We start from the raw sequence: 24,969 nt of genomic DNA, 5'->3' as shown, positions 1-24,969 counted from the left end.
CAAAAATGGTTGAAATAGCACATTTTGGCGTTGAAGCATGGTTAAACAAATGGGAAAAAAGTGCAACTTATGATATCTCACAAAGTACAATTGCTTCTCTTAGTATGCATGATTTATTAAATCTTGACGGAAATAATGGCCAAGAATTTTATGAGATGCTCGATAAGCAGCAAATGAATTATGGCTGGATTGAAGGATCACCGGAGTTCAAGAAAGAAGTTGCCAAACTTTATCAACATGTTGACCCGGAAAACGTCTTACAGACTAATGGGGCAACCGGTGCCAATATCTTAGCCCTTTATGCCCTCATTAATCCTGGCGACCATGTAATCGCAGAGTACCCTTCCTATCAGCAATTGTATGATATTCCAAAGTCATTGGGCGCTGATGTTGACTACTGGCATATTCATGAAGAGGATGATTGGTACCCTCGAATTGAAGAACTAAAGAAGCTCATTAAACCAACCACTAAGATGATCTGTCTAAACAATGCCAATAATCCAACCGGGACTGTTCTTGATAAGGAATTTCTTGAGCAGGTTGTCGATATTGCTAAGTCTGTCGGTGCTTATATTTTAGTCGATGAAGTCTACTTACCACTTGACCACCCAGAAAAGTTCACACCAATCATTGATCTTTATGATAAAGGAATTTCAACTAATTCGCTTTCTAAGACCTATTCCGTTCCTGGCGTGCGAATTGGTTGGACAGCCACTAACGCTGAATTAGCAGAGCTTTTCCGCAAGTTCCGTGATTATACAATGATTTGCGGCGGGGTATTTAACGACCAGCTCGCTACTTATGTTCTCCGTCACCGCGACCAAGTCCTGGCCCGCAACCGAAAGCTAGTTCTTGGCAACCTCGCAATTTACAGGGATTGGGTTGAACATGAAGACCGTGCAAGCGTTGTTATGCCACAAGCGGTCTCAACTTCTTTCCCTAAGCTTGATGTTCCCGTTGATATTCATACTTTCTGTGAGAATCTCCTACACGATGAGGGAGTTCTCTTAGTTCCGGGAACCGCCTTTGATACTCCTGAGCATGTTCGCCTTGGTTACTGTGCTCCTGAAGCAACACTAAAAGAAGGATTGAAGCGTCTTTCAAAATACATGCACCAATATGACTAAGTATTAATAAAAGGGTTAGAAGACCAATAGTAGTTTCCTAACCCTTTTGTTAATTTAAATTATTCAAACTGTTTTGCCACTTTTTCCGCAATCTCACGGTAATGTTCAAGGTACTTAGCATAATTATCATCATACATGTAATCAGCATCTGCTTCTGGATCTTGAGAAGTCAAAATCTTAGGACCATCGTTGGTAATAACCAAGGTATGTTCATATTGGCAGCTCCAACCACCATCAGCCGTCTTTGCAAGCCAGCCGCTCGGATCACTAGTATCTGCTTCCCAAGTACCAGTATTAATCATTGGTTCCACGGTAATCGTCATCCCATTACGAAGCCGAATGCCTTGACCATGCTCACCATAATGCGGAACCATTGGATCTTCATGCATTGTTGGTTGAATACCATGGCCAACGAATTCACGGACATCCCCGTACCCATTTTCATCTTCTGTGTAATGTTGGATAACAGCACCAATATCACCAATCCGATTGCCAGGAATGCATTGGTCGATTCCCATGAATAATGACTTCTTGGTTACATCCATTAATTTTTGGATTTCAGGGGAAACTTCACCAACGGCATAGGACCAGCAAGAATCACTAAAAGCACCATCAACACTGACAACAGTATCTACTTTAACAAGGTCACCCTTCTTTAAAATTAACTTCTTGCGGGGAAAGCCATGGCAGATTTCATCATTAACACTGACACAAGTAGCATACTTGTAGCCTTCAAAACCAATCTGTTCTGCTTTAGCACCAGCTGCTTTGAAGTATTTCCGCGCGAATTCTTCAATTTTCCAGCTTGAGATGCCTGGTTTAATAATTTTTCGTAAGCCAAGGTGCATTCCTGCTAAGGCTGCCCCAGCTTTTTCCATTGCATCGATTTCTCGAGGTGATTTTAAACTAATCATTTTCGCAATCTGCTCCTTATTTACAATCTAACATTAATAGTATACCACTTGTCTGCCGTGATATCGTAAACCGTGCTATACTATATGAACGTTAAGAATTAAATGGAGGTTATAAAATGGCAAAAGCACTTGTAGTATACGCAACAATTACTGGTAATAATGAAGACGTTGCGGATATTATCACGGACGCACTAGAAGATTTAGGTGCGGAAGTCGATGAAGTTGAAATGACCATGGCTGATCCAGCTGACTTTGAAGACGCTGATATTTGTGTGATCTGCCCTTATACTTATGATGAAGGAGCATTACCAGAAGAAGGCCTTGACTTTTACGAAGACCTGCAAGAAGAACAATTAGCAGGTAAAGTCTATGGAGTCGCTGGTTCAGGCGATACTTTCTATGGCGACGATTTCTGTGTTGCTGTTGATAAATTTGGCGATGCACTCGCAAGAACCGGTGCAATTAAGGGCGCAGAAAATGTTAAAGTCAACCTTGCACCTGACGAGGAAGATATTCAAAAACTTGATGCTTTCGCTAAGCAATTAGTAGAAAAGGCGGCTAAACTTAATGATTAAGGATTTATGGGAAAAGTATAAGTCAATCATCGCCTACCTATTTTGGGGCGTTGTAACAACGGTGGTTAACTTAGCAGTATTCCAGATCCTAAGTCCAGGGTTACACTGGAACGTTGCGCTTTCTACCGTAATTGCTTGGTTTGCATCCGTTTTAGTTGCATATTTTACTAATAAGGTCTGGGTATTCGGCTCACATTATACGACCATAAGTGACTTTATCGTTGAAATTTTACGCTTCTTTTTCTATCGGGGACTAACATTGGTAATTGACTTAATTATTACTTACGTTGGTATTAAAGTTCTTAAATTTGATACTCCCTTCCAACAATTTATCGTTAAGTTTATTGATAACGTAATTGTTGTAATTGCTAACTATGTTTTCTCAAAGTGGTTAATTTTCAAAGATAACCGTGACATTGCAGATAAATAGAGTATGCACAAATGGCATCTAGCGTTCAGTATTGGACTCTAGATGCCATTTTTATATAATGAAAGCTTTTTATTTAAGCTGCAAATATTTTGCAATGATCTTAAGGATTTTCTCGCTGGCGTGACCATCCCCGAATGGTACTTCTGCTTGTTCCATCTGCCGATACTTTTTTTCGTCATTTAACAATTCAAAAACTGCTTGTTGAATTGTGGTCGGGTCTGTCCCAACAATCTTTACCCCACCAAGGCTAACTGCTTCTTGTCGTTCTGTCTCATCCCGTAAGAGTAAAAGCGGACGATGCAATGCTGGCGCTTCTTCCTGTAAACCACCTGAATCGGTAAGTAAAATCGTACTCCTTGCAGCAATATTTAAGAAATCATGATGATTTAACGGCTCAATGAGATGAATTCGTTCATGATCACCTAAAATCTCATTGGCAAGCGATACCTCTTCTGAATAAGGATAAATAGGAAATATCAAATCAACATTACTATTTGTTTCTACAATGTCACGCATCGTATGGAAAACCCGTTTCATCGGTGATCCCATATTATCTTTACGACGCATCGTCATCAATAAAATGCGATGATCTTCTGGAATTTTCTGAAGTAAAGGATGCGTAAAATCGCCTTGTAGAGTATGGTTAACATTATCAATTGAAGTATTACCAGTGACATAAATCCGTTTAGCTGGATGATGTTCCTGTAACAAATTATCCCGTGCCCTTGTAGTCGGCGCAAAGTAAAGGTCAGCTAGGTTATCAGTAAGCCGGCGATGCATCTCATCTGGAAAAGGCGAATATCGTTCATAAGTACGCAGACCAGCCTCAACGTGCCCAAGTGAGATATGATGATAAAAACTAATCAAGCTGGCAGCTAAACTCGTTGTCGCGTCACCAGCTACAAGAATCATATCAGGCTGTCCAGCATTAATAACGTTATTTAAATTATGCAAAAGCTGACTTAATAACTCAACTTCATTGGTGCTGGCGATATTAGATGCGTCAACACTAAAATCAATCTTAAAATTCAGGTATGCTAACGTATCGTTTAATAGCTGAGAATCCCCGGTTGAAACAAGCACTGTTTGCCACGTCTCGGTATCACGGTGCATGAGGTTAATAATTGGCGCCAACTTCAAAACCTCAGCCCGCGTGCCGAATAAAAACATAACCTTATATGGCGGTTGCATCCTCCACTCCCCTTTCTACTGTCATACTCCCAGTTTAAGAAACTTTATAATTTTCTGCAATAAAAAAAGACGTAATCACTCTACAAAGCAACCACGTCAGCAATTAATGGTCCCATCCGGATTTGAACCGGAATCGACCGCTTAGGAGGCGGATGTACTATCCAATTATACTATAGGACCAAGTCAAAGAATATTATCGCATTTACGAAGCGCTTCGTAAAGACGATAATCATTCTTTTTTAATTTTCTCCATTTTGACGACGGTGTTTTAGTCGAATCCCCTTGTTTTTCCGGTTCTTCTTTTTTCGTCGTTTTTTCGGTTTTGAAAAGCCATTAAGCGTCTTATCCATTTTCTTTTGCAAGCGTGGTTCACCAGTTAATTGTTCTTTTTGCAAATGGCGACTAGCTTGTTTATTAATTGAAACTACTTGCTGCCCTTTTTCCGGCTTTTGCTTCGTTAATTTATTATCACCGACATATAATTTTGTTAGCTCATAATCGCTGTCGGCGAGCAATTTCTTAAGGTCACGGATATCATGATCATCACCTAGACTAAGCGCTAATCCCGGCTCACCCTGCCGTCCGGTTCGGCCAACGCGGTGAATATAAGTATTCAAGGCGGTTGGCAAGTCAAAATTAATTATTGCTGGTAGCTTAGGAATATCAATCCCCCGAGCTGCTAAATCAGTAGTTAACAATAACTTGATTTGGCGTTTCCGAAACATCCGCATTGCTTTTTCTCGTTGCGTTTGTTTTTGCTTACCACCAAGCGTTGCAACGGGAATGTGTTCATGGCGAAGACGACTAGCTGCATAGTTAAGCGTACGCGTGCTATTGAAAAATACTAATGCACGAAAGTCCTTAATGCTGGTTAATCGCCGTAATGTTGCCGCTTTTTGCGCATTGGTCCGAGCACTTAAATAACCATGTTCAACCGGCCCCTGCGATGTATCTTCATCACGAACATCGATAACCTCAATGTCCCGACCAAACATCACATTTAATTCATCTAAAACCGGTGACTTAGTAGCAGAGAAGAATGCTAATTGAGCGGATAATGGCGTCGCACGTTCAATATCTTCAACTACTGCAAGCGTATCATCTTGAAGCATATCATCAGCTTCGTCAACCACCATCGTCATTAAATGCCCAAGTTTCAAATGATGATTATCAAGCATGTGCAGAACTCGTCCTGGTGTCCCAACAACAACATCAGGATGCTGATGAAGCTTCATAACCTGCCGGCGTAAGTTAGCACCCCCTGTCAAAGATTGAACACTAACTCCAATTAAGGATGCCCACTCACGCATTACTTTTGTCGTTTGAATCGCTAATTCTTGTGAAGGCGCAAGAACCAATAGCTGGGTTCCTTCGCCTGGCATAATCTTAGGCAAAAGCGGTAACGTAAAAGCAAGGGTCTTGCCTGAACCAGTTGGTGCTATTCCAAGGACAGATTGGTCGGTTTGTAATGCCGGTGCAACAGCAGTTTGAATTGCTGTCGGTTGCTTATATTTTTCATCAAAGTGTTTTTGAAATTGTTCGATCAAATTAAACCATCCTATTCTTGATCGTTATCAGCGGGGAAAACTAATTGGGCAGACTGGCGTAAGGAATACATCACTGAGTTTACAGTCTTCGATAATTCTAACCAGTGCTTGTACTTCTTCATTTCTTCTTCATCGTCAGGATTGTTAAAAAGATCCGCAAAATCGTTCATCTCATCAGTCATTGAATTCTTTTCAACTGGTGCTTCAATTGGGTGCGCATTTTGATCTGCATCATAGTAAGTTACTTTAGTAGTATTAAAAATACTATCAAATACCAATGTATCCTTTAATCCGTAAACTTCAGAATCAAGGTGGGAGTTGGCAGTTTTCCCAAAGTTTAATGTAACGGTAAATTTATCATAATTAAGGATTGCAACACCTTTTGCATCTACCCCGGTCTTAGCAAGGGTTGGGAAGTATACAACTGATTCAGGTTCGCCATAAATCGTTACAGCACCGTAAACAGCATAAACTCCTAGGTCCATCAATGCTCCACCCGCATACTTAAGAGTAAAAATATTCGGGTACGGTTCTTCGCCAGCTAAGACCTTGTCATAACGTGAAGAATACTTCATTACAGTCAAGGTTGCACCCTGAACATGGTGGTCTTTCATCTCATCTACTTTCTTCAAAGCAGCTTGGTAGATCTTTGTATGAATATGCCGAGCCGCTTCCACCAACCGTGCCTTAGGATGGGCAGCAAGCAAAGATTCAATCGCACTGTATTCACTCGGATTAACAAAAGCCGGCTTTTCAACAATAATAAATTTATCATTTTCGATTGCTTTTCGTACTTGTTGATAGTGCAGGCTATTTGGTGAAGCAACGTACACTACTTCAAAGTCACCGTCTTCAAAGAAACGGTCAAGATCATCATAAAACTCGGTAGCACCGTAAGACTTACCAAACTCTTCAGCCCGTTGTAATGTCCGCGAATAAACTGCTGTTAACTTGTACTTACCAGTCGTCTTTGCTGCATCTAGCATCTGATCAGTAATAATATGTGTTCCAATAACGCCAAGTTTTAGCATAAAATCAACTCTTCCTTTTCAATTATTTCTTTGGTTACATCTAATTTTAACAATTATTGCGCGTTTTTAACAGAAATGAAATCTTCTGATAATAGAAATGTGTGTATAATTAGTTATGTTATAAATGACTTATCACTTAATTGAGGAGACTGATAAAATATGAGGAAAAAAGGAATGTTACTTTTCGGCGCGGGACTAATGGCTGGACTCACTAGTACTTTAGGGTTCAGTCGTGCAAAGAAAAGCAATAGTACGATTTCGTTGCCTATCTTTTATGCCGGCACATGGCAATATTATGATAAAGAACGAGATCGCTCTCATAAAATAACAATCTCTCCTGAATTAAAGCTCGGTATCGATAATCAAATCATTCCAGCAACGGTTCAACAGATCAAGCCCGATAAGTTAGTTTTCCTTGATCGATTTGGTTATCATATTACTATCCGAGCAAATGAACAACGACCAGTTTCACTAACTGATGAAGCTGATGATCAAGTTTACACCATTCACCCCTTAAAATAATGTTGGCGCTGTGATTCAGCGTTTTTTATTTTTAAATTTTTTTAGTATATTGCCGATGGGCAGGGGCCTTATAAGACTGCATAAATGCTAAAATCTGGTCAAATTGATCACCAAAATAAACACTATTCAAATAAGAATCTTCAACAAAACCCGCCTTATTCATTTGCTTAAACAAGTCCAATAACGGATCATAAAATCCTTTAAAGTTATAAAACGTAACTGGTTTGTTATTATCTCCAACCGTTGTCCATGAAGCTGCTTCGCTAATCTCCTCAAGCGTTCCAAAGCCACCAGGAAACGCCAGTAATCCATCGGCAAGGCTCATCATCGTTTGTTTCCTAATATCCATGTTAGGGACGATTCTTACATCCGGCAACTCATTATAAATAGCACCACGCTCAGCTAATTCTGAGGTAATAACCCCATGAACCATTCCGCCATTTTGTAAAACGGTTCGTGCTAAAGTCCCCATTAAGCCAAAGGCGCCGGCACCATAAACTAATTCGATGTTATGGCTAACTAACCATTTACCCAAACGTTGAGCTTCATGATTAAACACAGGATCATTTCCATCGCGTGCTCCGCAATATACTGCAATTCGTTTGATCATTAATTATTCTCCTTCAATATTTTTTAGGGAATCTAATTGATGCTTGATTGTTGCTGCGGCGCTTTTTATTTCCTCATCTTCTAAAGGATAAAGCTTCAACAGTAACAAATTGCCTATTCCCTGACGACCGATTAACGCGGGAAAACTAATATACGTGGAATATTGCGGCTGATAAATTGCAACTGGTAAAGCCAACTGTTCATCAGCATAAATAGCCGTTACAATCCGTAATGTCCACGCTGTCACAGCACTTACATTATAGCCTAAACCATCAAGTGTGTACCAATTACTAAGATTAGCCTTAATCTTTAACTGGCTTTGGTCAAGATGGTGGCCATTAATTGCAGCTGTTAATGGCTGTCCGTTAACCCGCACTGTTGACCATGCAAATACCTGGTGTCCGTCATGTTGTCCATAAACAAAGCCAGTAACATTCGCAGCCGCGACATTTGCTGCCTCCGCAATTGCACGATAAAGGCGGGATGTTTCAACTACGGTGCCAATCCCAATCACTTGCTTTTGCGGTAAGCCAACTGACTGCTGGAGAACGGCGGTAATAGCTTCATTAGGGTTTGTTAAGTTGATTAGGATCCCGCTAAAGTCACTTTTAAAAATCTTATTGCCGATCTCTTTTGCCTGACGATAGCTGGTCTCCAGTTCAGCCATTGGTTGCTGCTTTAATAAGGCGCTGTTACCAAAGGCCGTAATAAGAATATCTGCATCTGCCAAGGCAGCATAGTCCTGAATGATTATCTTTGTGTGTACGGCAAGCACTGTTTGGGCATCATTTAAATCAGCTTGAATAGCAACTGCCAATTGATCTTTTTCATCAATTAATACTAGTTCGTCGACTTTTCCATTCATGACTAGTTGATTGGCAAGCATTTGTCCCACGTGTCCAAGGCCAATGATTCCAATTTTTCTCATCTTTAGATCTTCTTTCTATTTCCCGGGTAATAATCTAAAATTAAAATTCTAGCTAATGAGGTCCAGAGCATTGAATCATCAATAATCTGGACCTTTTTACATTATTATTTTTCTTGAAAATCTTTAACTTCTGGAAAATCACTAATAATTACATCACGAGCGCCCCTTGAAAAATCAAAGTCTGCCTGTGCATCATAACTTTCCTCATGATCACCTACATGTAAGATCACTTGACCGGGCTGCAAATCTACTTGAACTCCTAACTCAATTGCAGCTTTAACCAGCCGTTGAACATCATCAGAGTATGCATCGCTAATGGCTTGTAGCGGATGCTGGAAGTTAATATTTTTAGTATAACGGTCATTTGCAATCTTCAAACCAAAGGATAATAAATCTCCATCATCAAGTTGGTCTGCCAACTGGCCACTGATTGTTAAAGACGGGTCATCTACACGGCGACGAACAAATTTTAAAGCAAGCTGATACTCACGAGGCGCATTAAATTCAATAATGAAATTTTGTAATTCTGCAATTAATTTTATCGCAGCTTCATGCATCCATGGCAGTTGATCTTTCGGCTTTTGCAACGCCACTTCATTATTGCGTTTCTTTACTTCTGCCAGCCTTGCAGGTAAATCATCCGGTAATGGTGAAATGATACTATTTAAAAGCAGCAATTCAAGGAAATTAATCGTATCATCACTAATTCCCGTTCGTGATAAGGGATCAAGGTCGAAGTTACGAAATTCAAGATAGTTAATTCCCTCACGCAAAGCATCATCGATATTCCGTGTATTATGACGTCGTAAACGAACCGGGCCAAAGAATTCCTTCATACTATAATAGGTCCCATCATTCATGAACTGTTTTAGTTCTGCAAAATGCTGATCATATGAAGCATAGGTAACCTGTTCATCAGCAAAATTGTCATCCCCATAGTCACTGCAACGCAAACTCCGAACAGGCAACTGCAGGTCTTCAGGAATACTGTGCGGCATATCCATTGAAACCGGGCTTGCCCCATATAAGTACGTAAACAACCATTGGTAAAGGTAAAAGTTTTGTGCCAATTTGAAGTATAGGTGATTTTGAAAGTCAATGCGATTAGGATACTGCTCCACATAAAAGCGCTGGTAAAGTTCGTTGATTAGCTCATCATCTAAGCCAAAGTTAACATGAACGTCTCCTAAAATTTCTTGAACAATACCATATTTTTTACCTAAATAATCATGAGTCTGCTGATCCCATGTTTTAGTGAAAGCAGTTTGTAAATATTCCAAATCATGCTGATAAGTTGGGCCTGGTGCCATGCTTAGCGGCCATAATCGTTCGTCGCTTCGTAAATTTGAAATTGCAATCTGCTCTAGCATTTTTAACTGACGTACTGCATTCTTGGCTCCGACAACTGGCGCAGTTTCAAAATCCATCATGTCATCTGTAAAGCCTGAGTTCAAATAAATATTATATTGCCGTGAACGCAGATTTTCAGGATATGGATAACGACTTGCCCGCCCATTAGTCAAGATTCGGTGCTTCTTTGCCTCTAAACCAAACTTTGAAGAAAAGAGTTTGGCATTTAATGACGGCTGTTTTAAAGCTGCTTTAAGTTGATCATAATCGGTTCCCATCCAAGAATCCCTCCAATCATTCATTTTATTCAAAATCAACCATAACACTTTTGAAACATAATAGACAATAATTACTTAATTATTTTATCCAGATAATCACTTTAACATATATCAAAGAATGTTTAGTTTTTGTTAACGAAGGGCAAAATAATTTGTTACTACTGTCCCCATTGCCTTAGCGCAAATTAAAAGTGATTTTTCATTCAGCATAAATTCTGGACTGTGATGGGGATAGCTACCACCATCAGCCGGCTGACAGCCCACATAAAAGAAGCAGCTCGGAACAACCTGGGCAAAATAAGAAAAGTCTTCTGATGCATTTACAAAACCACTATCTTTGATTGCCGTTACTCGTGGCAGTTTCGCTTCTTTAAGCCATTTTTCAATTTCAGCTGTAAAGGACCGACTATTGTCCAAAACCGGATAATTATCATCGTACTTTAATTTACTATGAACGTCAAAGGAATCATCAATCCCCTTAATAACTTTTTGAATTGATGACTTAATAATCCCCCGTGTTTTTTCATCCATAATCCTAACGTCACCTTTTAAACTGACGCTTTCTTTAATTGCGTTATATGATCCAGCGCCGTCAAAGGAACCAATTGTAACACTGCCAACATCAAATGGGTTTAGTCGTCGCGACACTACAGTTTGAACGGTAGTAACGAAATAGCTTCCTGCTACAATTGCATCATGGCTTAGTTGCGGCATTGATGCATGACCGCCCTTACCTACAAAAGTCAAATCAAAATTAGCGCGCCCGGTTTGGGTTGGCCCTGGATGAAGCTGAATTATTCCTGTTGGCATCGTACTCATCACATGGATACCGACAACATTATCAACGCCATCTAATGCACCATCTTGAATCATTGATAATGCACCGCCTGGCGAAACTTCCTCTGCTGGTTGATGGATAATCCGCACAGTTCCGTTTAGCATTTCTTTTAATTCAATCAAACACTTAGCCAAAACCATCATATATGCTGTATGACCGTCATGACCACAAGCATGCATTACTCCAGGATTTTGTGATCTAAATGGCAGGTTGTTATCCTCTTGAATTGCTAATGCATCAAAGTCGGCACGCAAAGCCAAACACTTACCAGGGCGCGCACCGTGGATATCAACAAGAATTCCATAGCCATCACCACAGTCTCGTAAATCACAGTCCAAGTGCCGATAAAATTCTTTAATATATCGCGCTGTATTCTTTTCGTGAAAGGAAGTTTCTGGATGTGCATGCAAATAGCGCCGAATCTTGATAATTTCATCCTCATGTTCATCCAATTTCTTCATCAATGCTATTTGAAGCTCATTATTCATAATATCGCTCTCCCTTTAGTTACCATTATAGCAACCCCGCTTTCCAATGAGCACAGAATTGATGATATTTTGGAGTAGCTGAAAAATAAGAATTAATCCCCTTATTTTTTAAACGTTGTTCTTTCAAATACTCAACATAATTCATATAGATCGAATACCGTTGATTTTTAGGGACCTTACGCCAAGCAATGATGTCTTGCGGTCTTTTAATCAAGTCAGCATAGTTACCATTATGGTCATAGTCATGAGGAAATCGCCAATAATCCTTTGCTACACGACGAACTTTGCTATTTAACGGTTGATTAACATCCAGGTACTGGTGCGTATGACGATATTTCCCAACAACCAATCGTCCGCCGTAGGGAATACCATAATTAAAGGATTCAGTATTAGCAACCTGTTGCAACTGGTTAAGTGAATAATGATCAGGATTAGTATCAATTAGCCCGGTGGCAGTCTGACGATAAATATTCCATTGACTAACAAAACTGCCACTGTCGATATCAATAATAAATTCAATCATTCTTGCCGGGTTCTTTTTATAACGAATTGAATTACGAAATAACTGAATTTTCATGTTGTGAGGATAAGTAAATGACTGATGATAACGGTTATGAAAGTTTGCCCCTGTATTAAAATCAGCTCTTAAGTGGTTATCATGCAAATAGCAAAGTAATCGCTGAAGGTCATTCGCATTAGAATCAAGTCGCGGGCTATGATAATTACGAATATAAGCAATATTTTGCCGGTCAAGATAGCTACGAAATAGGTGAATTTTTCTCCCCAATAAATCAGTTGACAGTCCCTCAGGAGAGTCATAAGCATCTACCACTAAGTCACGGAAATAAGGATAAAAGTAACTAATTGGCGCTAATTGTGGTGCTAACTGATATTTCTTACTTAATAACTGCAGGAAGCGATTCTCATCAATTTCAGCATTCAGGTGGTGATTAAGGATTAAGTCTAATTGATCACGAGCAGTTAACCCGCTATTTATTAGTGATCTCATATAATCAACTGATCCTATTTGATCGTTTTTCATTACCTTCTCCATCTTATTTCCCAGGAAATTATATTCCTCTCCAGTAACAACGTTTTATATCAACATGATTTTCGTCTTTAAATGGAATACCTTCTGCTAGTAACATTGGACGCTGGTCAAACCATCCCGGAACCAAGCGCCCATTAGCAGTGACAACCCGATGACAAGGATGGTGCCCGCGACCGCCAAATTTACCAAGGACTTTCCCTACTAAACGGGCATTACGAGGACGACCAATTATCCGTGCAATTTGTCCATAAGTAGCCACGCGACCATTCGGAATTATATCAACAATATTCAAAACCGCGTGAACAAACTGTTCATCTATTTTAGTCGTTGTTAGTCACCTCTTTACTTGAAGTTAGTGAATGATGAATTATCAACTATTAATTCCCTAAATTGCTCATCATGCCACTACATTACAAAAAGCCCCCTTGTTTTTGCTAATTATAATAAAGAATAATAACAAGTGCTACAAGTTTTTCATAGAAGCCGTCATTGCTAATTTATTGCAAATTAATTTTATTATTAAAGTTATGGAATATAATAAAGGTAGGCAACTAGTTACTATGGAAAGGAGCGCTTAATTATGGATGATTTCTCACCTAATCGTAGAAACGTTGCTGATATTACAGGCTTAAACCGGTTTTTAACAAAGATGTATGGTTTAATGACCCTGGCGGTACTACTTTCAGCACTAACCGCTTGGCTTGTAATGAATGTTTTTGCTAAACAATTCACTGCATTTATGGTTAATAATCGCTGGGGGATTTGGTTAATTATCCTCCTGCCTATTATTCTAACTTTTGGAATTAGTTTTAACGCTACACGGAGTCCAGGACTTTGTTTCTTCTTACTTATTCTTACCGCAATTATCTATGGAATTTCGTTTGCATTTATTGCAGGAGCTTATGCCGGAACAGATATTGCTACTGCATTTGTTTCATCTGCCGGCGTATTCTTAACGATGGCAATAATCGGCACCTTCTCTCACCGTGACTTTACAAGAATAGGTTCATATGCCAGTGCTGCTTTAATTGGTTTAATTATCGCATTGCTTGTCAACTTCTTCGTTCAAAGTCCGATGATTAGTTATATTTTATCAATAATTGCAGTAATTATTTTCACCGCATTAACAGCCTGGGATGCTCAGCGAATGAAAAACATCTACCTTGAATGTGACGGTCAGATATCTTCTAACGGTCTCGCGGTTCTAGGTGCTTTGCAATTATATCTCGACTTTATTAATCTTTTTGTTAGCTTCTTAGATATCTTTGGTTCTGATAGCGAACGTTAAAATAATCGCCTAGTCATGTGGTAAATACCATCTATAACTAGGCGCTTTTTATTTGCTTATAATTATTCTTTTTTATATTTTTTCCAATACAGTGCTTCTTTGATACAGGGATAACGACGAACAAGGATCATTGTATATACACTCGTCGTTACAGCAAGCAATAGCCAAATTATCCATCCGTTATCAGGCAAGAATTTAAACCGTTCCCGCAATACCTCATTTAAGAGTTCAAATAAAACACTTTTAAAAGTAACTTTTAATCCTAATAAATAATTGGTAGCAATTTCAACAACAAAAACAAGTCCAAAGCCATACAAATAAGCCCATCCCCGGCAATACTTGAAAATATGGTTACCATACTTATCCTTCGCGGCGGTTTTAACAACGCGGACACTGAAAGTCTGAAACCAGCCTAGCATAATTCCAATCAGAATTAAGATAATCGTAACAGATAAGTGCCATTCGTTTGATTCAGTAAACATCGAGATTATCGTCATTATAACAGCATAAATCGGAATAATAATGAAACTAGTCTTAGTTACGGGTTCAAGTTGAAAGGTCCCTTTGATGAAACTATACATAACTAATAAACAAAAAATTAATAAGAGAGTCATGATTTATCCCTCCTAGTGTAACTATACGATAGATGGGCATGACTCTCCAACATTATACTTATGAGTGATTTACCGTAAAAAGATTTATCATTAGATGCTATCCAACATTGCTATTAATTACTTACATCTTATTGTAATAAGCTTGTACTAATACAATAAAGTCATTAATGGTGTATGAGGTGTCAAAAAGTTTTTTAGCTGATGTCGACCAATATGAGATTGGATCTTGGTGGTCAGTACCACCCAAATAACTTGAGACCATTGCATGAGTCCAAACCGTGCCGCCACCATCCTTATTTCCCTTTGTTACCGGAAGATTGCCCTGCTTTAAATTATAGGCAGTATAATAAGCAGCATTCGCAACTTGATTAGCAAATGCAGTGGCGGTATATTCATGCGGCATTTCAAATTGAACAAAGTATGGATTGGCATTGGGGCCTGCTCCCTCAGCCATATATTTGGTATCAGCGATATTCAAAATCTGTTGGGCATCAATAAAGGTATGAACAAATACCCGGGTGGTACCATAATTTTTCTCCATATATGAAACCTCACTATTAATCGTTGAGTTCTCATTCCCCGTATCGTGAATAATTACTCCCCGCGGTTTACCCGATGTCGTCCCATACTGCTGCTGAGTAAAGCGCGAAGATACCTGATGCTCAATATCCGCATGAGGATAGCCTGCTTGCGCAATATACTTATTGATGGCGTTGGTCATTACGATATTGGTATCAGTAGAGCGGACAAAGTAGTTTTTCCCACTATAAATGATTTGGGCATATACTTTATGGGGATCTTTATCTATCAGATAATAGCGGTTAACCTTGTACGTTGAGGCAGTGTTAAATTTAGTATTCGTTTCCCTTATTGCTGAAAGAGAATCATATATTTTAGCAGTATTAGTAAGCGTCACTGTCTCATCAACGGGATAGGAGTTGCTAACAGTCTTTGTTTGATGAGCATGGTACACACTAAATGCAAGACCAACTATTAATAATAATCCGATTATAAAATATGTTTGCTTTTGTCGTTGCTGTTTATTTTTTCTTTTTCGCATATAACTATTGTAACCGCTGAATTTGAAATTTGTTAGGAAAAATACAAAACACTAATTCATAGGACCGATAATTTTCACCAATAGTGACCTAAATTAGATGGTATTACCTCTAAAATATAAATGATTGTTAAATAAAAAAATTTATGATAAGATATTACTTGTAAAAAGTAAGTAAGAGAGGAGAATACCATTATGACAATTGAATTAGGCATTTCAACTTTTGGCGAAACTACCCCGCTTGAAAAAACGGGGAAAGCAATCAACCATGATGAACGAATTCGTAACCTATTAGAAGAAATTATTCTTGCGGATAAGGTGGGAATTGATGCTTTTGCTATTGGTGAGCACCATCGAAAAGATTTTGCCGTTTCTGCTCCAGAAATTGTTCTCGCAATGGGAGCTGCAAGGACAAAACAAATCCATCTTTCGAGTGCCACTACTAATTTGCCAACAATTAATCCAATCCGCGTTTATGAACAATATGCGACAATTGATGCGATTGCTCATGGACGAGTTGAAATTATGGCTGGTCGCGGTTCCTTTACTGAGGCATTCGACTTATTTGGTTATGATTTAGATAACTATGACGCTCTTTTCAAAGAAAAATTAGAGATGTTATTAAAAATTAACAACAATGAAATTCTTGATTGGTCTAAGGGTGATTTTACCCCAGCAGTTGATCATGTTGGGATTTATCCTCGTGCCAAAAAGCCATTGCCAATTTCACTAGCTACCGGTGGCAATATTAACTCAACAATTCGGGCAGCTGAATTGGGACTGCCGATTGTTTACGCAATTATTGGCGGTAAAATAACAGACTTTAAACCGCTAATTCAACTCTATCGTGTCGTTGCAGAAAAGACTGGCCATAATCTGGGGAAGATGCCGGTTGCTGCTCACTCCTGGGGATGGCTAAGTGATGATAATGAAAAAGCAATCAAGGAATACTTTTACCCAACCAAATTACTAGTTGATACTATTAGCAAAGAACGGCCACAATGGAATGGCATGACATACGACCAATACCTCGAAAGCATTGGTAACGACGGGGTAATTTTTGTCGGTGATGCTGAAACGGTTGCTAACAAAATCATTAAAATGATGGAAACACTTGGCTTAAAGCGTTTCTATCTTCACTTACCAATTGCTTCCATGCCGCATGAAGATATCATGAAGGCTATCGAGATTTATGGCAAAGAAGTAGTACCACGAGTAAAAGATTATTTTAAGAATAAAAGCAAATTAAATGACTTCTCGATTAAGTGGAAGGAACGCTAATAAGGGACTGAGAATTTTCTCGGTCCCTTATTTATTACGCGTTTTAGATATTTCATCTTGATTCTTATCAATACGATTAACTGTTAACGGATATTTTGCATCTAGTTTAGGAGTAATTTTCTTAATCTCAATCCATTTCCTTAATGGACCAAACATCATCCAGCCTTCAAACCACAAAACACCCATAACTGAGGATAGCACCACATTTTTAATTACAGAAAAAAGACATCCCCAGAGCATCATAAAGATAATATAACAAATATCATAAATTCTTTTGAAAGTTTTATATTCTTCGTGTCGTTGCTGAAGCTGTGATTGTAACAACTCATCTGCGGACTGAATTTTCTCTTTCTGCTTTGTTGATTCTGTTTGCGGAAATAAGTCACCGACCTCAACACCGAGTACTCCTGCCACTAAGTTTAGGGTTGAAATACTAGCATCTTCGCCAGCTTCTAATCGCTGAATCGTTCTTACAGAAACCTTTGCCTTTTCAGCAAGCTGCTCTTGTGAAAGGTGCTTCTCCATTCGTAGCTGCTTAATTTTATTAACCATTTTAATTCCTCCCTTCTAATTTTACTCTCGATAATACCCTTTCATATTTTTTCTTGCCACGTCATTTAGGCGACAATAACCCGTCAATTAGCCGTCAGCAAATTAATTTCCCGGGAAATACAAATATCGCTATTTTCTCTTATGAATTTTGTATTTCGATAACTAAAAAGGATTAACCAGTGAATAGCTATAAATCACTGATTAATCCTTTTTATTATTAATTGAAATGGAGAACTTCATTTACCGGCCGGCGCTTTGATTGATAGGTATTGATTGAATCGGCAGTTGGGTAACCTAGTGAGATACCAACAATAAAACGTTCATCTTCTGGAACCTGCAATATTTGATGAAGGATCGCGGGAAAGCGGACACTATTATATGTTGGAATAGTGCTTAATCCATTATCGGTAGCTGCTAGCATAAGATTTTCCGCGAACAATCCCGCATCAAAGACCGACCAATCAGGGGATGCCTTAGGAATTGTGATATAAAGGATAACCGGTGAATGATATAAGGTATCGCTGGCATTGGTCATTTTTTCATGAGCTTCATCAAAACTAGCAAAGTGGTGAACAATCTCATGGCGCCATTGTTTCATATTTACTTGCGCTTGGGGAGCCCATTCTTCACGCCCCATCACCGATAGATCTGGCTGTCCATGATTCCCCGCTTTATCTTGTTCATGATAAGCATTTTTAATTTGCTGAAGAGAATCACCCATTGCACAGTAGACCTGCCATGGCTGTGAATTAACCCATGATGGTGCTCGCTGTGCTAATTGAACAATTTTAGTAATAATTTCATGTTCAACCGGCTTGTCCTGAAATTCACGAACCGAGTGGCGTTGATTAATCGCTTCTTGTAATTCCATAGTTTGATTACCTCCTAATTAAAGCTCTTACTAAAGTTTAGCATAATTCAGGAAATAATTTTTAACATCTACCGTTTCAAAACTTATGGCAACAGTCCTGCTATTTTGTCGCCTAAAGTTGGATAAATTGCCATTATCTTCTGCCGATACTCATTACCATCAATCTGTAAACCAATAATTGGAATAAAGTTATTGATATCGTCTGCAGCGTAATCACCTATTTCACTAGCTCCTACCAATTGTCTTCCCTTAAAGACCAGTGTTAAGGTGCTAACTTGGTCATTTTGTCCTGCGTATAAACTTCCATATTTAAGGGGAATTCGCTTAATTTGGTACTGAGAGTCATCTGCAACACTATCTGCATTAACACCAACACGTGCAACCTCAGGAAAAGTAAAGGCAGCTTGACCAATCAACGGGTACGTAATTGGCTGGGTAGTCTCACCTGTTAAATAATCAAAGAGATACTGTCCTTCAAACTCAGCAACCGGTGTTAACTTAGGCTCTTGGCGGCTGACTACATCACCAATCGCATATACCCCATCAACTGAAGTCATCATATGGTCATCTACTTTGATGCCATGATGATCATATTTAATATTTGTATTATCTAATGCCAATTTCTCAATATTAGGATGGCGCCCGGTTGCATTAAGTATGTAATCAGTTCTAACTTCTCCCTGGTCGGTTGCTATGATCAACTCACCTTTTAATTGACTAACTTTTTGCGTGTTTGCATTAAAAATAAACTTAATTCCCCGCTCCTTCATTGCCTCAACAAGCATTTCATCTTCTGCTTGAGTAAATTCTCGCAATACACGATCAGAGTGAATAATCATCGTTACATCCGCACCGGCAGCCGCCACTAGGGTTGCTAATTCAAGGCCAACGAACCCCGCACCGATAACAGCAACTCGCGATGGCAGGGTTTTCAAGGATAGTAAATCATAATTTGTGTGTAAATACTCTTTTCCCGGAATATCTAAAATGTTGGGTGTTTGTCCTGTTGCAATAATAATATGGTCAGCCTGGTACTGACGACCATTAACGCTCACCGTTTTGTCACCGATGAAGTGAGCATAGCCTTCCTCAACATCATGACTTTTCTCAATAATTGAGCGCGTTTCATCTGGCCATGGATTGAATCGGCTAAGTTTCGTTTTCATAAGTGCCTGCCAATCTAATTTTGCTGGCTGACTAATGCCACGTCCCATTAGTTGCTGTGATTGAAGAACCGTTCGTGCTGCGCCTTCAAGAAAGATTTTGGGCTCACAACCATAATTCGGGCAGGTTCCGCCAAATTCAAAGCCCTCAATGACTAATACATTGTGATTCGTTTTTGCTAATAAGTTTGACATTTTATATGCTGCTGGACCAGAACCAATTAAAATTTCATTATATTCTTTCATGCTCGTCCCTCCAAAAAACACGGACCATTACGTTACTATTGCTTATTAAAAAATGTAAAATCTGATTCTTTACGTATATATATTATAGAGGTTGCAAAAACAATCAAGGAGGACACGAAAAAATGAATAAAAATTTAAGTCGTGAGCAGCAAATTGCACTAATCTATGACTGTTGGCAGAAAATGACTATTACCAGTGATCCTATGTTTGGATTGGTAATGCAAAATAAGAAAATTTGTCTTGAACTAATTAATCGCGCATTGCCAAATCTCAAGGCTAAGGAAATTGTCCAATTAGAGACTCAAAAAGATGTCAATTCTGTCAACTCTCATCGGGTTCGCTTTGATGTCTATGTCCGTGATAGCCAAAATAATATCGTCGTCATTGAAATGCAGGTCAACGATCAAAAAAATTTACCGGCACGATTGCGTTATTATCAGGAACAAGTTGACCATGGATTGCTACATCCAGGAGAAGACTACTCAATTCTTAATCAGTATCCCACATATATTATTATGTTCTGTAATTTTGATTATTTTGGTCGAGGATGGGCACGTTATGAATTTGAACTAACTTGTACTAAGGACCAGCATTTAAAGTTTAATGATAAACGAACAGTCGTTGTCCTCAACGCTCTTGCCAACGAATTCGATAAAGATGACCAAGCAATCAAAAGCTTCCTTGCTTTAATGCGTAATAAGAGTAACAATAATAGTAGATTTATTGCGCAAATCCAAAATGAGATTAAGCAGATTAAAGACGATCCAGAAAGGAGAAATGGCTTTATGAAGTACGAAATCAATTTGATGGATGCTAAGAAGAAGGAATTAGAGAAGGGCTTAAAGAAGGACAAAGAGCAGCAAAATCGGATGGAATTAAGACTTTGATTAGCACCCTTCAAGAACTGAATATAGAGCCTGTAGTGATTAAACAAAAAGTCAGTGAAAAATATCATTTAACTGAGCAAGAAGTTGAAAAATTTTTAAAATAAGGATAAACGAATAAAACGTCTTTTCCCTCTGCTTTGGAGCTAAAAAGACGTTTTTTACTTTACCAATGATTGATCGTACTTATTTACTACTCTGTTTAATTGGAATCCGAATAATCGTTTTCAAATTTTCTGGCTTAGTTCGACGAGGATCGGATAGGTAAATTTCATGATGATGACGCTGATCCGTGTAATTTAGTTGATACCTTGCTTGTTTAATAAAATCATAAAGTTTAGCAACAGTTACTGGCTCATTATCATACGGACCAACATGCATAACTTGTGCACACTGTCCCTCTTCGATTGAAGTTAATTTGACTGGTGTAAAATCCAACTTTTTCTTAGCAGTTGCTTCCTTAACAGCCCACTGAAAAACTTCTGAAGTTACAAAGCTTGGCATCCGAATCGCTGAAATGAAGTGAAAAGCCTCTTTATGCTGATAATCAACGCCCTTAACTCCCGGCTGCCACCAAAAACCTTCAAGTGGCGGAACCACAAAATCAAAGTAACCACCTGGTTGATATTCACCCATTTTACTCATCTTAATAGTATAGGCGAGACTATAAAGTAATTCGAGTGCATGTTGGTATTCCCCACCTGCTTGATTAGGGTCACCACTACCATGAACCGTTAAATAAGTCATAGTTGGAACATCAATTAGAGTAGGTTTCTTGCTCGGTCGATAGAATTTTTTCTCTTCTTTCTTAAAATCATAAGCCATATTTGATTTCTCCTTTTTGCTGATTAATAAGTGATTGCAGGCTTTGAAAATCATTTTAAGATTAATCTGATCCGATACTATTTTGGTGACTTCTTCAGTTGAATTAACTTTGATGCAGAAAAAATACAAGCAATTCCATTGGCAATCGTCAAAAAGATCAAAATATCCTCCAGCCAATCGTAACGGTTCGGAATTTCTGTACAAAGAAGAATTAAAAATAGCGAAGTAACACTCATTGTGCTGGCGAGCATCTGCTCATACTGCTTTTCCTTATTTGATTTTAGGTTTTCTCCTAAATTATTTTGGTGGTTATAATCACCATTTTCGTATTTCTTCTTAATGGTATCGTGAAGTGTCCTTAGTTTCATTGGCGTGTTCTCCTTACCGCTTTGTTAAAACTATAATTTTTATCATCAGTTAACATTATTTTCCGTCCTGTAAGGCTCTATTTTTAGTTTTCGCCCCTGATTACAAATTATATGTAGGCTCGTATTCATTTTGCGATAACGTTTCTTGGATTCTAGATTGATCTTGTTTATAGTTTTTTATGCTGAAAAATCCAATAACCGAATAGCGTAAATAAAATAGTATAGATGATAGTTCCCCACAACAGCTGTTGATTAGAAAGTAATGATGATTGATGATAAGTCGCATAATTATAATACTGGGTAGTTAAATTCAACATATTAAATGGATTCCATCGAATAATCGCACTAGGTCCCACATGAGCTAACAATAAATTAGCCGATAAACCACTACCCATAAAAATAATTAAAGCATTAGTTGCAATCACCACGGTATTAGAGTTAATTATACAGGAAGTTAAACAAATTGAACTAATGATTAAGGTGGAAGTAATTAAATCCACACCAGTATTAGCAATCATATTAATAACTAATGGCTGATGATATTGATAGGTAGCAGTCCATGAGACCGGATTATTAATAATTGGAAAAATATTAAGAAGAACCGTCACCAAAATTGCAATCCCGTGTAAAAACAAATTATATAAGAATAAGGTAATGAACTTAGCAAAAAAGACCACTGACCGACTATGTGATCGATATATTAAAGGAATAATCGTTCCGTTTTGAAACTATAAAGAAAAGATTGTCGAACCAACAATCACTAATAATAGCATGATAATAGTACTCGAATCATAGCAGGTCATCACTAACAAATTACTATAGGTCCGTCCCATTGCCAGCCCAATAATAATCATCACGATAACCATGACAATAACCATTAACCAGGGTAATTTCCGATGATTAAGTTTATATAATTCTCGATATAGCTCAGTACTCATTCGTCTCCCTCCTTTCCTATAATCTAATCTTTCTGAAGACTAGGATCCCAATTAAGAGGAAAACAACTACATAAATTAAGTTGCCAATAATCAGTTCATTATTCGTTAATGCAGAACTTTGGATTACGCTCGAATTCGATAATTGGGTAATAATATTAATCATATTAAGCGGATTCCAAGCAATTATTGGTTTAATGCCAGGAAATGTCTGCATTATAAGTCCTGAAATATTAGCACCGAGAAAGCCAATAAATAAACCAATTACAATCACAACTGCACTCGATTTAAATAATGAAATTAAGAGCATTGACAAGCTAATTATAAATAGCAAGTAGATTCCAACACCTAATAGGTTAAGCAATAGGGAATTGAACAGGGTATGCTGGTGGTAGATCGATTGCCAGGCAAAATGACTATTAACCAATACGGCTTTAATGATTAAAGTAAAAATAAATCCGGCAATTAAAAGAATAATGCTATATACGATTAGGACAATTAATTTTGCGACAAAAACTCCCCAACGATTGGGACTCTTGTATAGCAACGTGGTCATTGTATTATTCTTTAATTCCATTGCAATAAAGTTAGCGCTTAACGTAATCATGATAATAATCACCCACTGACCAGTGCCAAAGCCTTGAGAAATGAGATTTTTAGTAATATAAGCAGTCGGCGTTGCTGAATATAGCATTAAGCCGAAAAGGACAATCACCGCCACCCAAGAAGACCGCTGGTGGATCATCTTATAGAATTCGTGGGAAAGATTTGTTTTCATTGTGTATCCCTCCGATTCTTTTTAAGAACATTAACAACTACTTGTTCAAAATTTTGGTGAACCGGAGTTAGTTCGCGTAACATGATCTGATGCTGGTAAAGTAAATTTTGTACTTGATCAACGTCAGTAATATTAATAATTAAATAGTTATCATTCTGATGAACATCAAGCCCGCTATTAGTCAAAATTACTTTTGCAGCGGAATTGTCCGTAGCTTTTAACTTAACTTTGCTTACGGGAGTATTCTTAAATTGATCAATTGGAACATCCATAATAATTTCATGATGGTTAAGGATAATTACTGAGGTCATCACCTTTTGAAGTTCGCTCAAAACATGACTTGAAATAAGGAAAGCTGTTCCCGCCGTTGCATAACGATGAATAATTTTGCGGACTAAAATGGTTGCTTCAATGTCTAGCCCATTCATTGGCTCATCAAGGATAACTAATTGGGGATGATTTAAAAGCGCTAATGCAATTCCTAACTTTTGCTTCATTCCAATCGAATAATCGCCTGCTCGTCGATCAATATATTGATCCATTTCAAGCATTGAAACTATTTTTTCTAGCTCAGTCTGGTCATTAGTATAAAGTGATAAATTCTCACGGCCCGTCAAAAAAGGATATAAGGCTGGGTTTTCAATTAAAGCACCAACATGTTGAAGCGCTGTATGTTTAGTCGGCGTAATCTTTTGTCCATTAAAAATAATCGTTCCAGTAAACTTAGTTAATCCTAGAATTGTTTTCATTATTGTAGACTTACCAGCTCCATTAGGTCCAATTAGGCCAATAATTTCACCAGATTGAATTTTAAATGATGCATTATTAATAACTCTATGGCGCCCGTAATAGATATTGAGGTTTTTAACCTGTAACATTCTCATCACCCCTAATTTTGTAACCGTTTTACAACCTAATTATAAAATGGGGGGGGTAAAAGTACAATGATGGTTTAACGATAAAAGCCACTAGCCTGGAATTTCACCATAACTAGTGACCTATGAGATTAATATTTCCTGGGAAATATGCGATGTAATAATTTAGTTTTGCTGTCTAATTTGATTAATAGCGCCTTTCAACTCCTCGCTAAAATCGCCTAAGCCTTTCGTCTAGCAAATCAAGCCCCTTTACTACGACATACTTCGGTAATAGCATCTGGAGATTTCTCCTTTTCGATCCGTTTTCTAAAGTCCAGAAATTTGTTGAAGCACCATTATTTCATCCTAAC

General features: G+C 38.2%; 28 protein-coding genes and 1 tRNA gene. 7 read left to right on the top strand and 22 right to left on the bottom strand.

Annotation, left to right across the window (positions count from 1 at the left end; genetic code table 11):
* The first annotated feature begins 5 nt into the window (after nucleotides 1-5).
* Nucleotides 6-1,127 carry an aminotransferase gene (locus IEU90_RS07135; RefSeq protein WP_153709998.1) on the top strand — a complete coding sequence of 374 codons (1,122 nt, stop codon included), beginning with the start codon at nucleotides 6-8 and terminating at the stop codon, nucleotides 1,125-1,127.
* Between the two features lie 59 nt (nucleotides 1,128-1,186).
* On the opposite strand, the gene map is transcribed toward IEU90_RS07135, so the two are convergent.
* Entirely contained in the window at nucleotides 1,187-2,041 is an 855-nt protein-coding gene (gene map / locus IEU90_RS07130; RefSeq protein ID WP_153709997.1) for a type I methionyl aminopeptidase, read from the bottom strand.
* Nucleotides 2,042-2,157: 116 nt separating this feature from the next.
* On the opposite strand from map, the gene IEU90_RS07125 reads away from it, so the two are divergent.
* Entirely contained in the window at nucleotides 2,158-2,616 is a 459-nt protein-coding gene (locus IEU90_RS07125; protein ID WP_188357918.1) for a flavodoxin, read from the top strand.
* Nucleotides 2,609-3,046, top strand: a complete 438-nt coding sequence (locus IEU90_RS07120) for a GtrA family protein (RefSeq protein ID WP_153709995.1) — start codon at nucleotides 2,609-2,611, stop codon at nucleotides 3,044-3,046. The genes IEU90_RS07125 and IEU90_RS07120 overlap by 8 nt, the downstream gene beginning before the upstream one ends.
* A gap of 69 nt (nucleotides 3,047-3,115) precedes the next feature.
* Here IEU90_RS07120 and wecB read toward each other — a convergent pair whose 3' ends face one another.
* From wecB to IEU90_RS07100, 4 genes are all read right to left on the bottom strand, one after another.
* Nucleotides 3,116-4,237 carry a non-hydrolyzing UDP-N-acetylglucosamine 2-epimerase gene (wecB, locus tag IEU90_RS07115; RefSeq protein ID WP_153709994.1) on the bottom strand — a complete coding sequence of 374 codons (1,122 nt, stop codon included), beginning with the start codon at nucleotides 4,235-4,237 and terminating at the stop codon, nucleotides 3,116-3,118.
* Nucleotides 4,238-4,344: 107 nt separating this feature from the next.
* A tRNA-Arg gene (locus tag IEU90_RS07110) sits at nucleotides 4,345-4,417 on the bottom strand.
* Nucleotides 4,418-4,476: 59 nt separating this feature from the next.
* On the bottom strand, nucleotides 4,477-5,784 hold the full coding sequence (locus IEU90_RS07105; RefSeq protein WP_153709993.1) for a DEAD/DEAH box helicase: 1,308 nt from the start codon (nucleotides 5,782-5,784) through the stop codon (nucleotides 4,477-4,479).
* An 11-nt stretch (nucleotides 5,785-5,795) separates the two neighbouring features.
* The gene (locus IEU90_RS07100) at nucleotides 5,796-6,815 is read right to left on the bottom strand and encodes a Gfo/Idh/MocA family protein (RefSeq protein ID WP_153709992.1); all 1,020 of its coding nucleotides are present in this window, start codon (nucleotides 6,813-6,815) and stop codon (nucleotides 5,796-5,798) included.
* Nucleotides 6,816-6,974: 159 nt separating this feature from the next.
* Between IEU90_RS07100 and IEU90_RS07095 the strand changes: the two genes are divergently transcribed.
* Complete coding sequence (locus IEU90_RS07095; protein WP_153709991.1) at nucleotides 6,975-7,337, top strand: DUF4828 domain-containing protein; 363 nt, start codon at nucleotides 6,975-6,977, stop codon at nucleotides 7,335-7,337.
* Between the two features lie 31 nt (nucleotides 7,338-7,368).
* Here IEU90_RS07095 and IEU90_RS07090 read toward each other — a convergent pair whose 3' ends face one another.
* The 6 genes from IEU90_RS07090 to IEU90_RS07065 all read right to left on the bottom strand — a co-directional run bounded on the left by IEU90_RS07090 (nucleotide 7,369) and on the right by IEU90_RS07065 (nucleotide 13,198).
* A complete protein-coding gene (locus IEU90_RS07090; RefSeq protein ID WP_153709990.1) occupies nucleotides 7,369-7,947 on the bottom strand; it encodes an LOG family protein in 579 nt (192 codons plus the stop codon).
* A gap of 3 nt (nucleotides 7,948-7,950) precedes the next feature.
* A complete protein-coding gene (locus tag IEU90_RS07085) occupies nucleotides 7,951-8,874 on the bottom strand; it encodes a lactate/malate family dehydrogenase (protein ID WP_153709989.1) in 924 nt (307 codons plus the stop codon).
* 104 nt (nucleotides 8,875-8,978) lie between these two features.
* On the bottom strand, nucleotides 8,979-10,502 hold the full coding sequence (locus IEU90_RS07080; protein WP_153709988.1) for a glutamate--cysteine ligase: 1,524 nt from the start codon (nucleotides 10,500-10,502) through the stop codon (nucleotides 8,979-8,981).
* A 132-nt stretch (nucleotides 10,503-10,634) separates the two neighbouring features.
* A complete protein-coding gene (locus IEU90_RS07075; RefSeq protein WP_188357917.1) occupies nucleotides 10,635-11,828 on the bottom strand; it encodes an amidohydrolase in 1,194 nt (397 codons plus the stop codon).
* A 25-nt stretch (nucleotides 11,829-11,853) separates the two neighbouring features.
* A complete protein-coding gene (locus IEU90_RS07070; RefSeq protein WP_153709986.1) occupies nucleotides 11,854-12,870 on the bottom strand; it encodes a DUF3114 domain-containing protein in 1,017 nt (338 codons plus the stop codon).
* 28 nt (nucleotides 12,871-12,898) lie between these two features.
* A complete protein-coding gene (locus tag IEU90_RS07065; protein ID WP_188357931.1) occupies nucleotides 12,899-13,198 on the bottom strand; it encodes an MGMT family protein in 300 nt (99 codons plus the stop codon).
* Nucleotides 13,199-13,459: 261 nt separating this feature from the next.
* Here IEU90_RS07065 and IEU90_RS07060 point away from each other — a divergent pair, with 261 nt between their 5' ends.
* Nucleotides 13,460-14,167: a Bax inhibitor-1/YccA family protein gene (locus IEU90_RS07060; protein WP_153709984.1), complete on the top strand. Its 708-nt coding sequence runs from the start codon at nucleotides 13,460-13,462 to the stop codon at nucleotides 14,165-14,167.
* A 62-nt stretch (nucleotides 14,168-14,229) separates the two neighbouring features.
* Here the strand turns inward: IEU90_RS07060 and IEU90_RS07055 are convergent, their stop codons facing one another.
* Both IEU90_RS07055 and IEU90_RS07050 read right to left on the bottom strand, forming a co-directional pair.
* Nucleotides 14,230-14,781 (bottom strand): hydrophobic protein, encoded by a 552-nt coding sequence (locus IEU90_RS07055; RefSeq protein WP_153709983.1) that lies wholly within the window; start codon nucleotides 14,779-14,781, stop codon nucleotides 14,230-14,232.
* A gap of 121 nt (nucleotides 14,782-14,902) precedes the next feature.
* Nucleotides 14,903-15,841: a peptidoglycan recognition protein family protein gene (locus tag IEU90_RS07050; protein WP_153709982.1), complete on the bottom strand. Its 939-nt coding sequence runs from the start codon at nucleotides 15,839-15,841 to the stop codon at nucleotides 14,903-14,905.
* A gap of 192 nt (nucleotides 15,842-16,033) precedes the next feature.
* On the opposite strand from IEU90_RS07050, the gene IEU90_RS07045 reads away from it, so the two are divergent.
* The gene (locus IEU90_RS07045) at nucleotides 16,034-17,119 is read left to right on the top strand and encodes an LLM class flavin-dependent oxidoreductase (protein WP_153709981.1); all 1,086 of its coding nucleotides are present in this window, start codon (nucleotides 16,034-16,036) and stop codon (nucleotides 17,117-17,119) included.
* A gap of 27 nt (nucleotides 17,120-17,146) precedes the next feature.
* On the opposite strand, the gene IEU90_RS07040 is transcribed toward IEU90_RS07045, so the two are convergent.
* The 3 genes from IEU90_RS07040 to IEU90_RS07030 all read right to left on the bottom strand — a co-directional run bounded on the left by IEU90_RS07040 (nucleotide 17,147) and on the right by IEU90_RS07030 (nucleotide 19,951).
* On the bottom strand, nucleotides 17,147-17,671 hold the full coding sequence (locus IEU90_RS07040) for a helix-turn-helix domain-containing protein (RefSeq protein ID WP_188357916.1): 525 nt from the start codon (nucleotides 17,669-17,671) through the stop codon (nucleotides 17,147-17,149).
* Between the two features lie 217 nt (nucleotides 17,672-17,888).
* The gene (locus IEU90_RS07035; protein WP_153709979.1) at nucleotides 17,889-18,542 is read right to left on the bottom strand and encodes a nitroreductase; all 654 of its coding nucleotides are present in this window, start codon (nucleotides 18,540-18,542) and stop codon (nucleotides 17,889-17,891) included.
* An 83-nt stretch (nucleotides 18,543-18,625) separates the two neighbouring features.
* Nucleotides 18,626-19,951, bottom strand: a complete 1,326-nt coding sequence (locus IEU90_RS07030) for a dihydrolipoyl dehydrogenase family protein (RefSeq protein ID WP_153709978.1) — start codon at nucleotides 19,949-19,951, stop codon at nucleotides 18,626-18,628.
* A 122-nt stretch (nucleotides 19,952-20,073) separates the two neighbouring features.
* Between IEU90_RS07030 and IEU90_RS07025 the strand changes: the two genes are divergently transcribed.
* The gene (locus IEU90_RS07025) at nucleotides 20,074-20,838 is read left to right on the top strand and encodes an Rpn family recombination-promoting nuclease/putative transposase (RefSeq protein ID WP_229723630.1); all 765 of its coding nucleotides are present in this window, start codon (nucleotides 20,074-20,076) and stop codon (nucleotides 20,836-20,838) included.
* Between the two features lie 183 nt (nucleotides 20,839-21,021).
* Here IEU90_RS07025 and IEU90_RS07020 read toward each other — a convergent pair whose 3' ends face one another.
* The 6 genes from IEU90_RS07020 to IEU90_RS07000 form a co-directional block, all read right to left on the bottom strand.
* On the bottom strand, nucleotides 21,022-21,660 hold the full coding sequence (locus IEU90_RS07020) for a GyrI-like domain-containing protein (RefSeq protein ID WP_153709976.1): 639 nt from the start codon (nucleotides 21,658-21,660) through the stop codon (nucleotides 21,022-21,024).
* Nucleotides 21,661-21,737: 77 nt separating this feature from the next.
* Nucleotides 21,738-22,028 carry a hypothetical protein gene (locus tag IEU90_RS07015; protein WP_153709975.1) on the bottom strand — a complete coding sequence of 97 codons (291 nt, stop codon included), beginning with the start codon at nucleotides 22,026-22,028 and terminating at the stop codon, nucleotides 21,738-21,740.
* A 167-nt stretch (nucleotides 22,029-22,195) separates the two neighbouring features.
* Nucleotides 22,196-22,636: a hypothetical protein gene (locus IEU90_RS11320; protein WP_229723628.1), complete on the bottom strand. Its 441-nt coding sequence runs from the start codon at nucleotides 22,634-22,636 to the stop codon at nucleotides 22,196-22,198.
* Between the two features lie 120 nt (nucleotides 22,637-22,756).
* On the bottom strand, nucleotides 22,757-22,966 hold the full coding sequence (locus IEU90_RS11315) for a hypothetical protein (RefSeq protein WP_229723622.1): 210 nt from the start codon (nucleotides 22,964-22,966) through the stop codon (nucleotides 22,757-22,759).
* A 16-nt stretch (nucleotides 22,967-22,982) separates the two neighbouring features.
* Nucleotides 22,983-23,741, bottom strand: coding sequence for a DUF2705 family protein (locus IEU90_RS07005; protein ID WP_153709973.1), 759 nt, complete (start codon nucleotides 23,739-23,741; stop codon nucleotides 22,983-22,985).
* A complete protein-coding gene (locus IEU90_RS07000) occupies nucleotides 23,738-24,619 on the bottom strand; it encodes an ABC transporter ATP-binding protein (protein WP_153709972.1) in 882 nt (293 codons plus the stop codon). Before IEU90_RS07000 ends, IEU90_RS07005 begins: the two co-directional genes overlap by 4 nt.
* Nucleotides 24,620-24,969 lie beyond the last annotated feature (350 nt).

This window comes from Limosilactobacillus caviae, assembly GCF_014635905.1.
Lineage (GTDB): Bacteria > Bacillota > Bacilli > Lactobacillales > Lactobacillaceae > Limosilactobacillus > Limosilactobacillus caviae.
The sequence above is the reverse complement of the archived record's forward strand: the minus strand, read 5'-3'. Positions and strand labels throughout refer to the sequence as shown.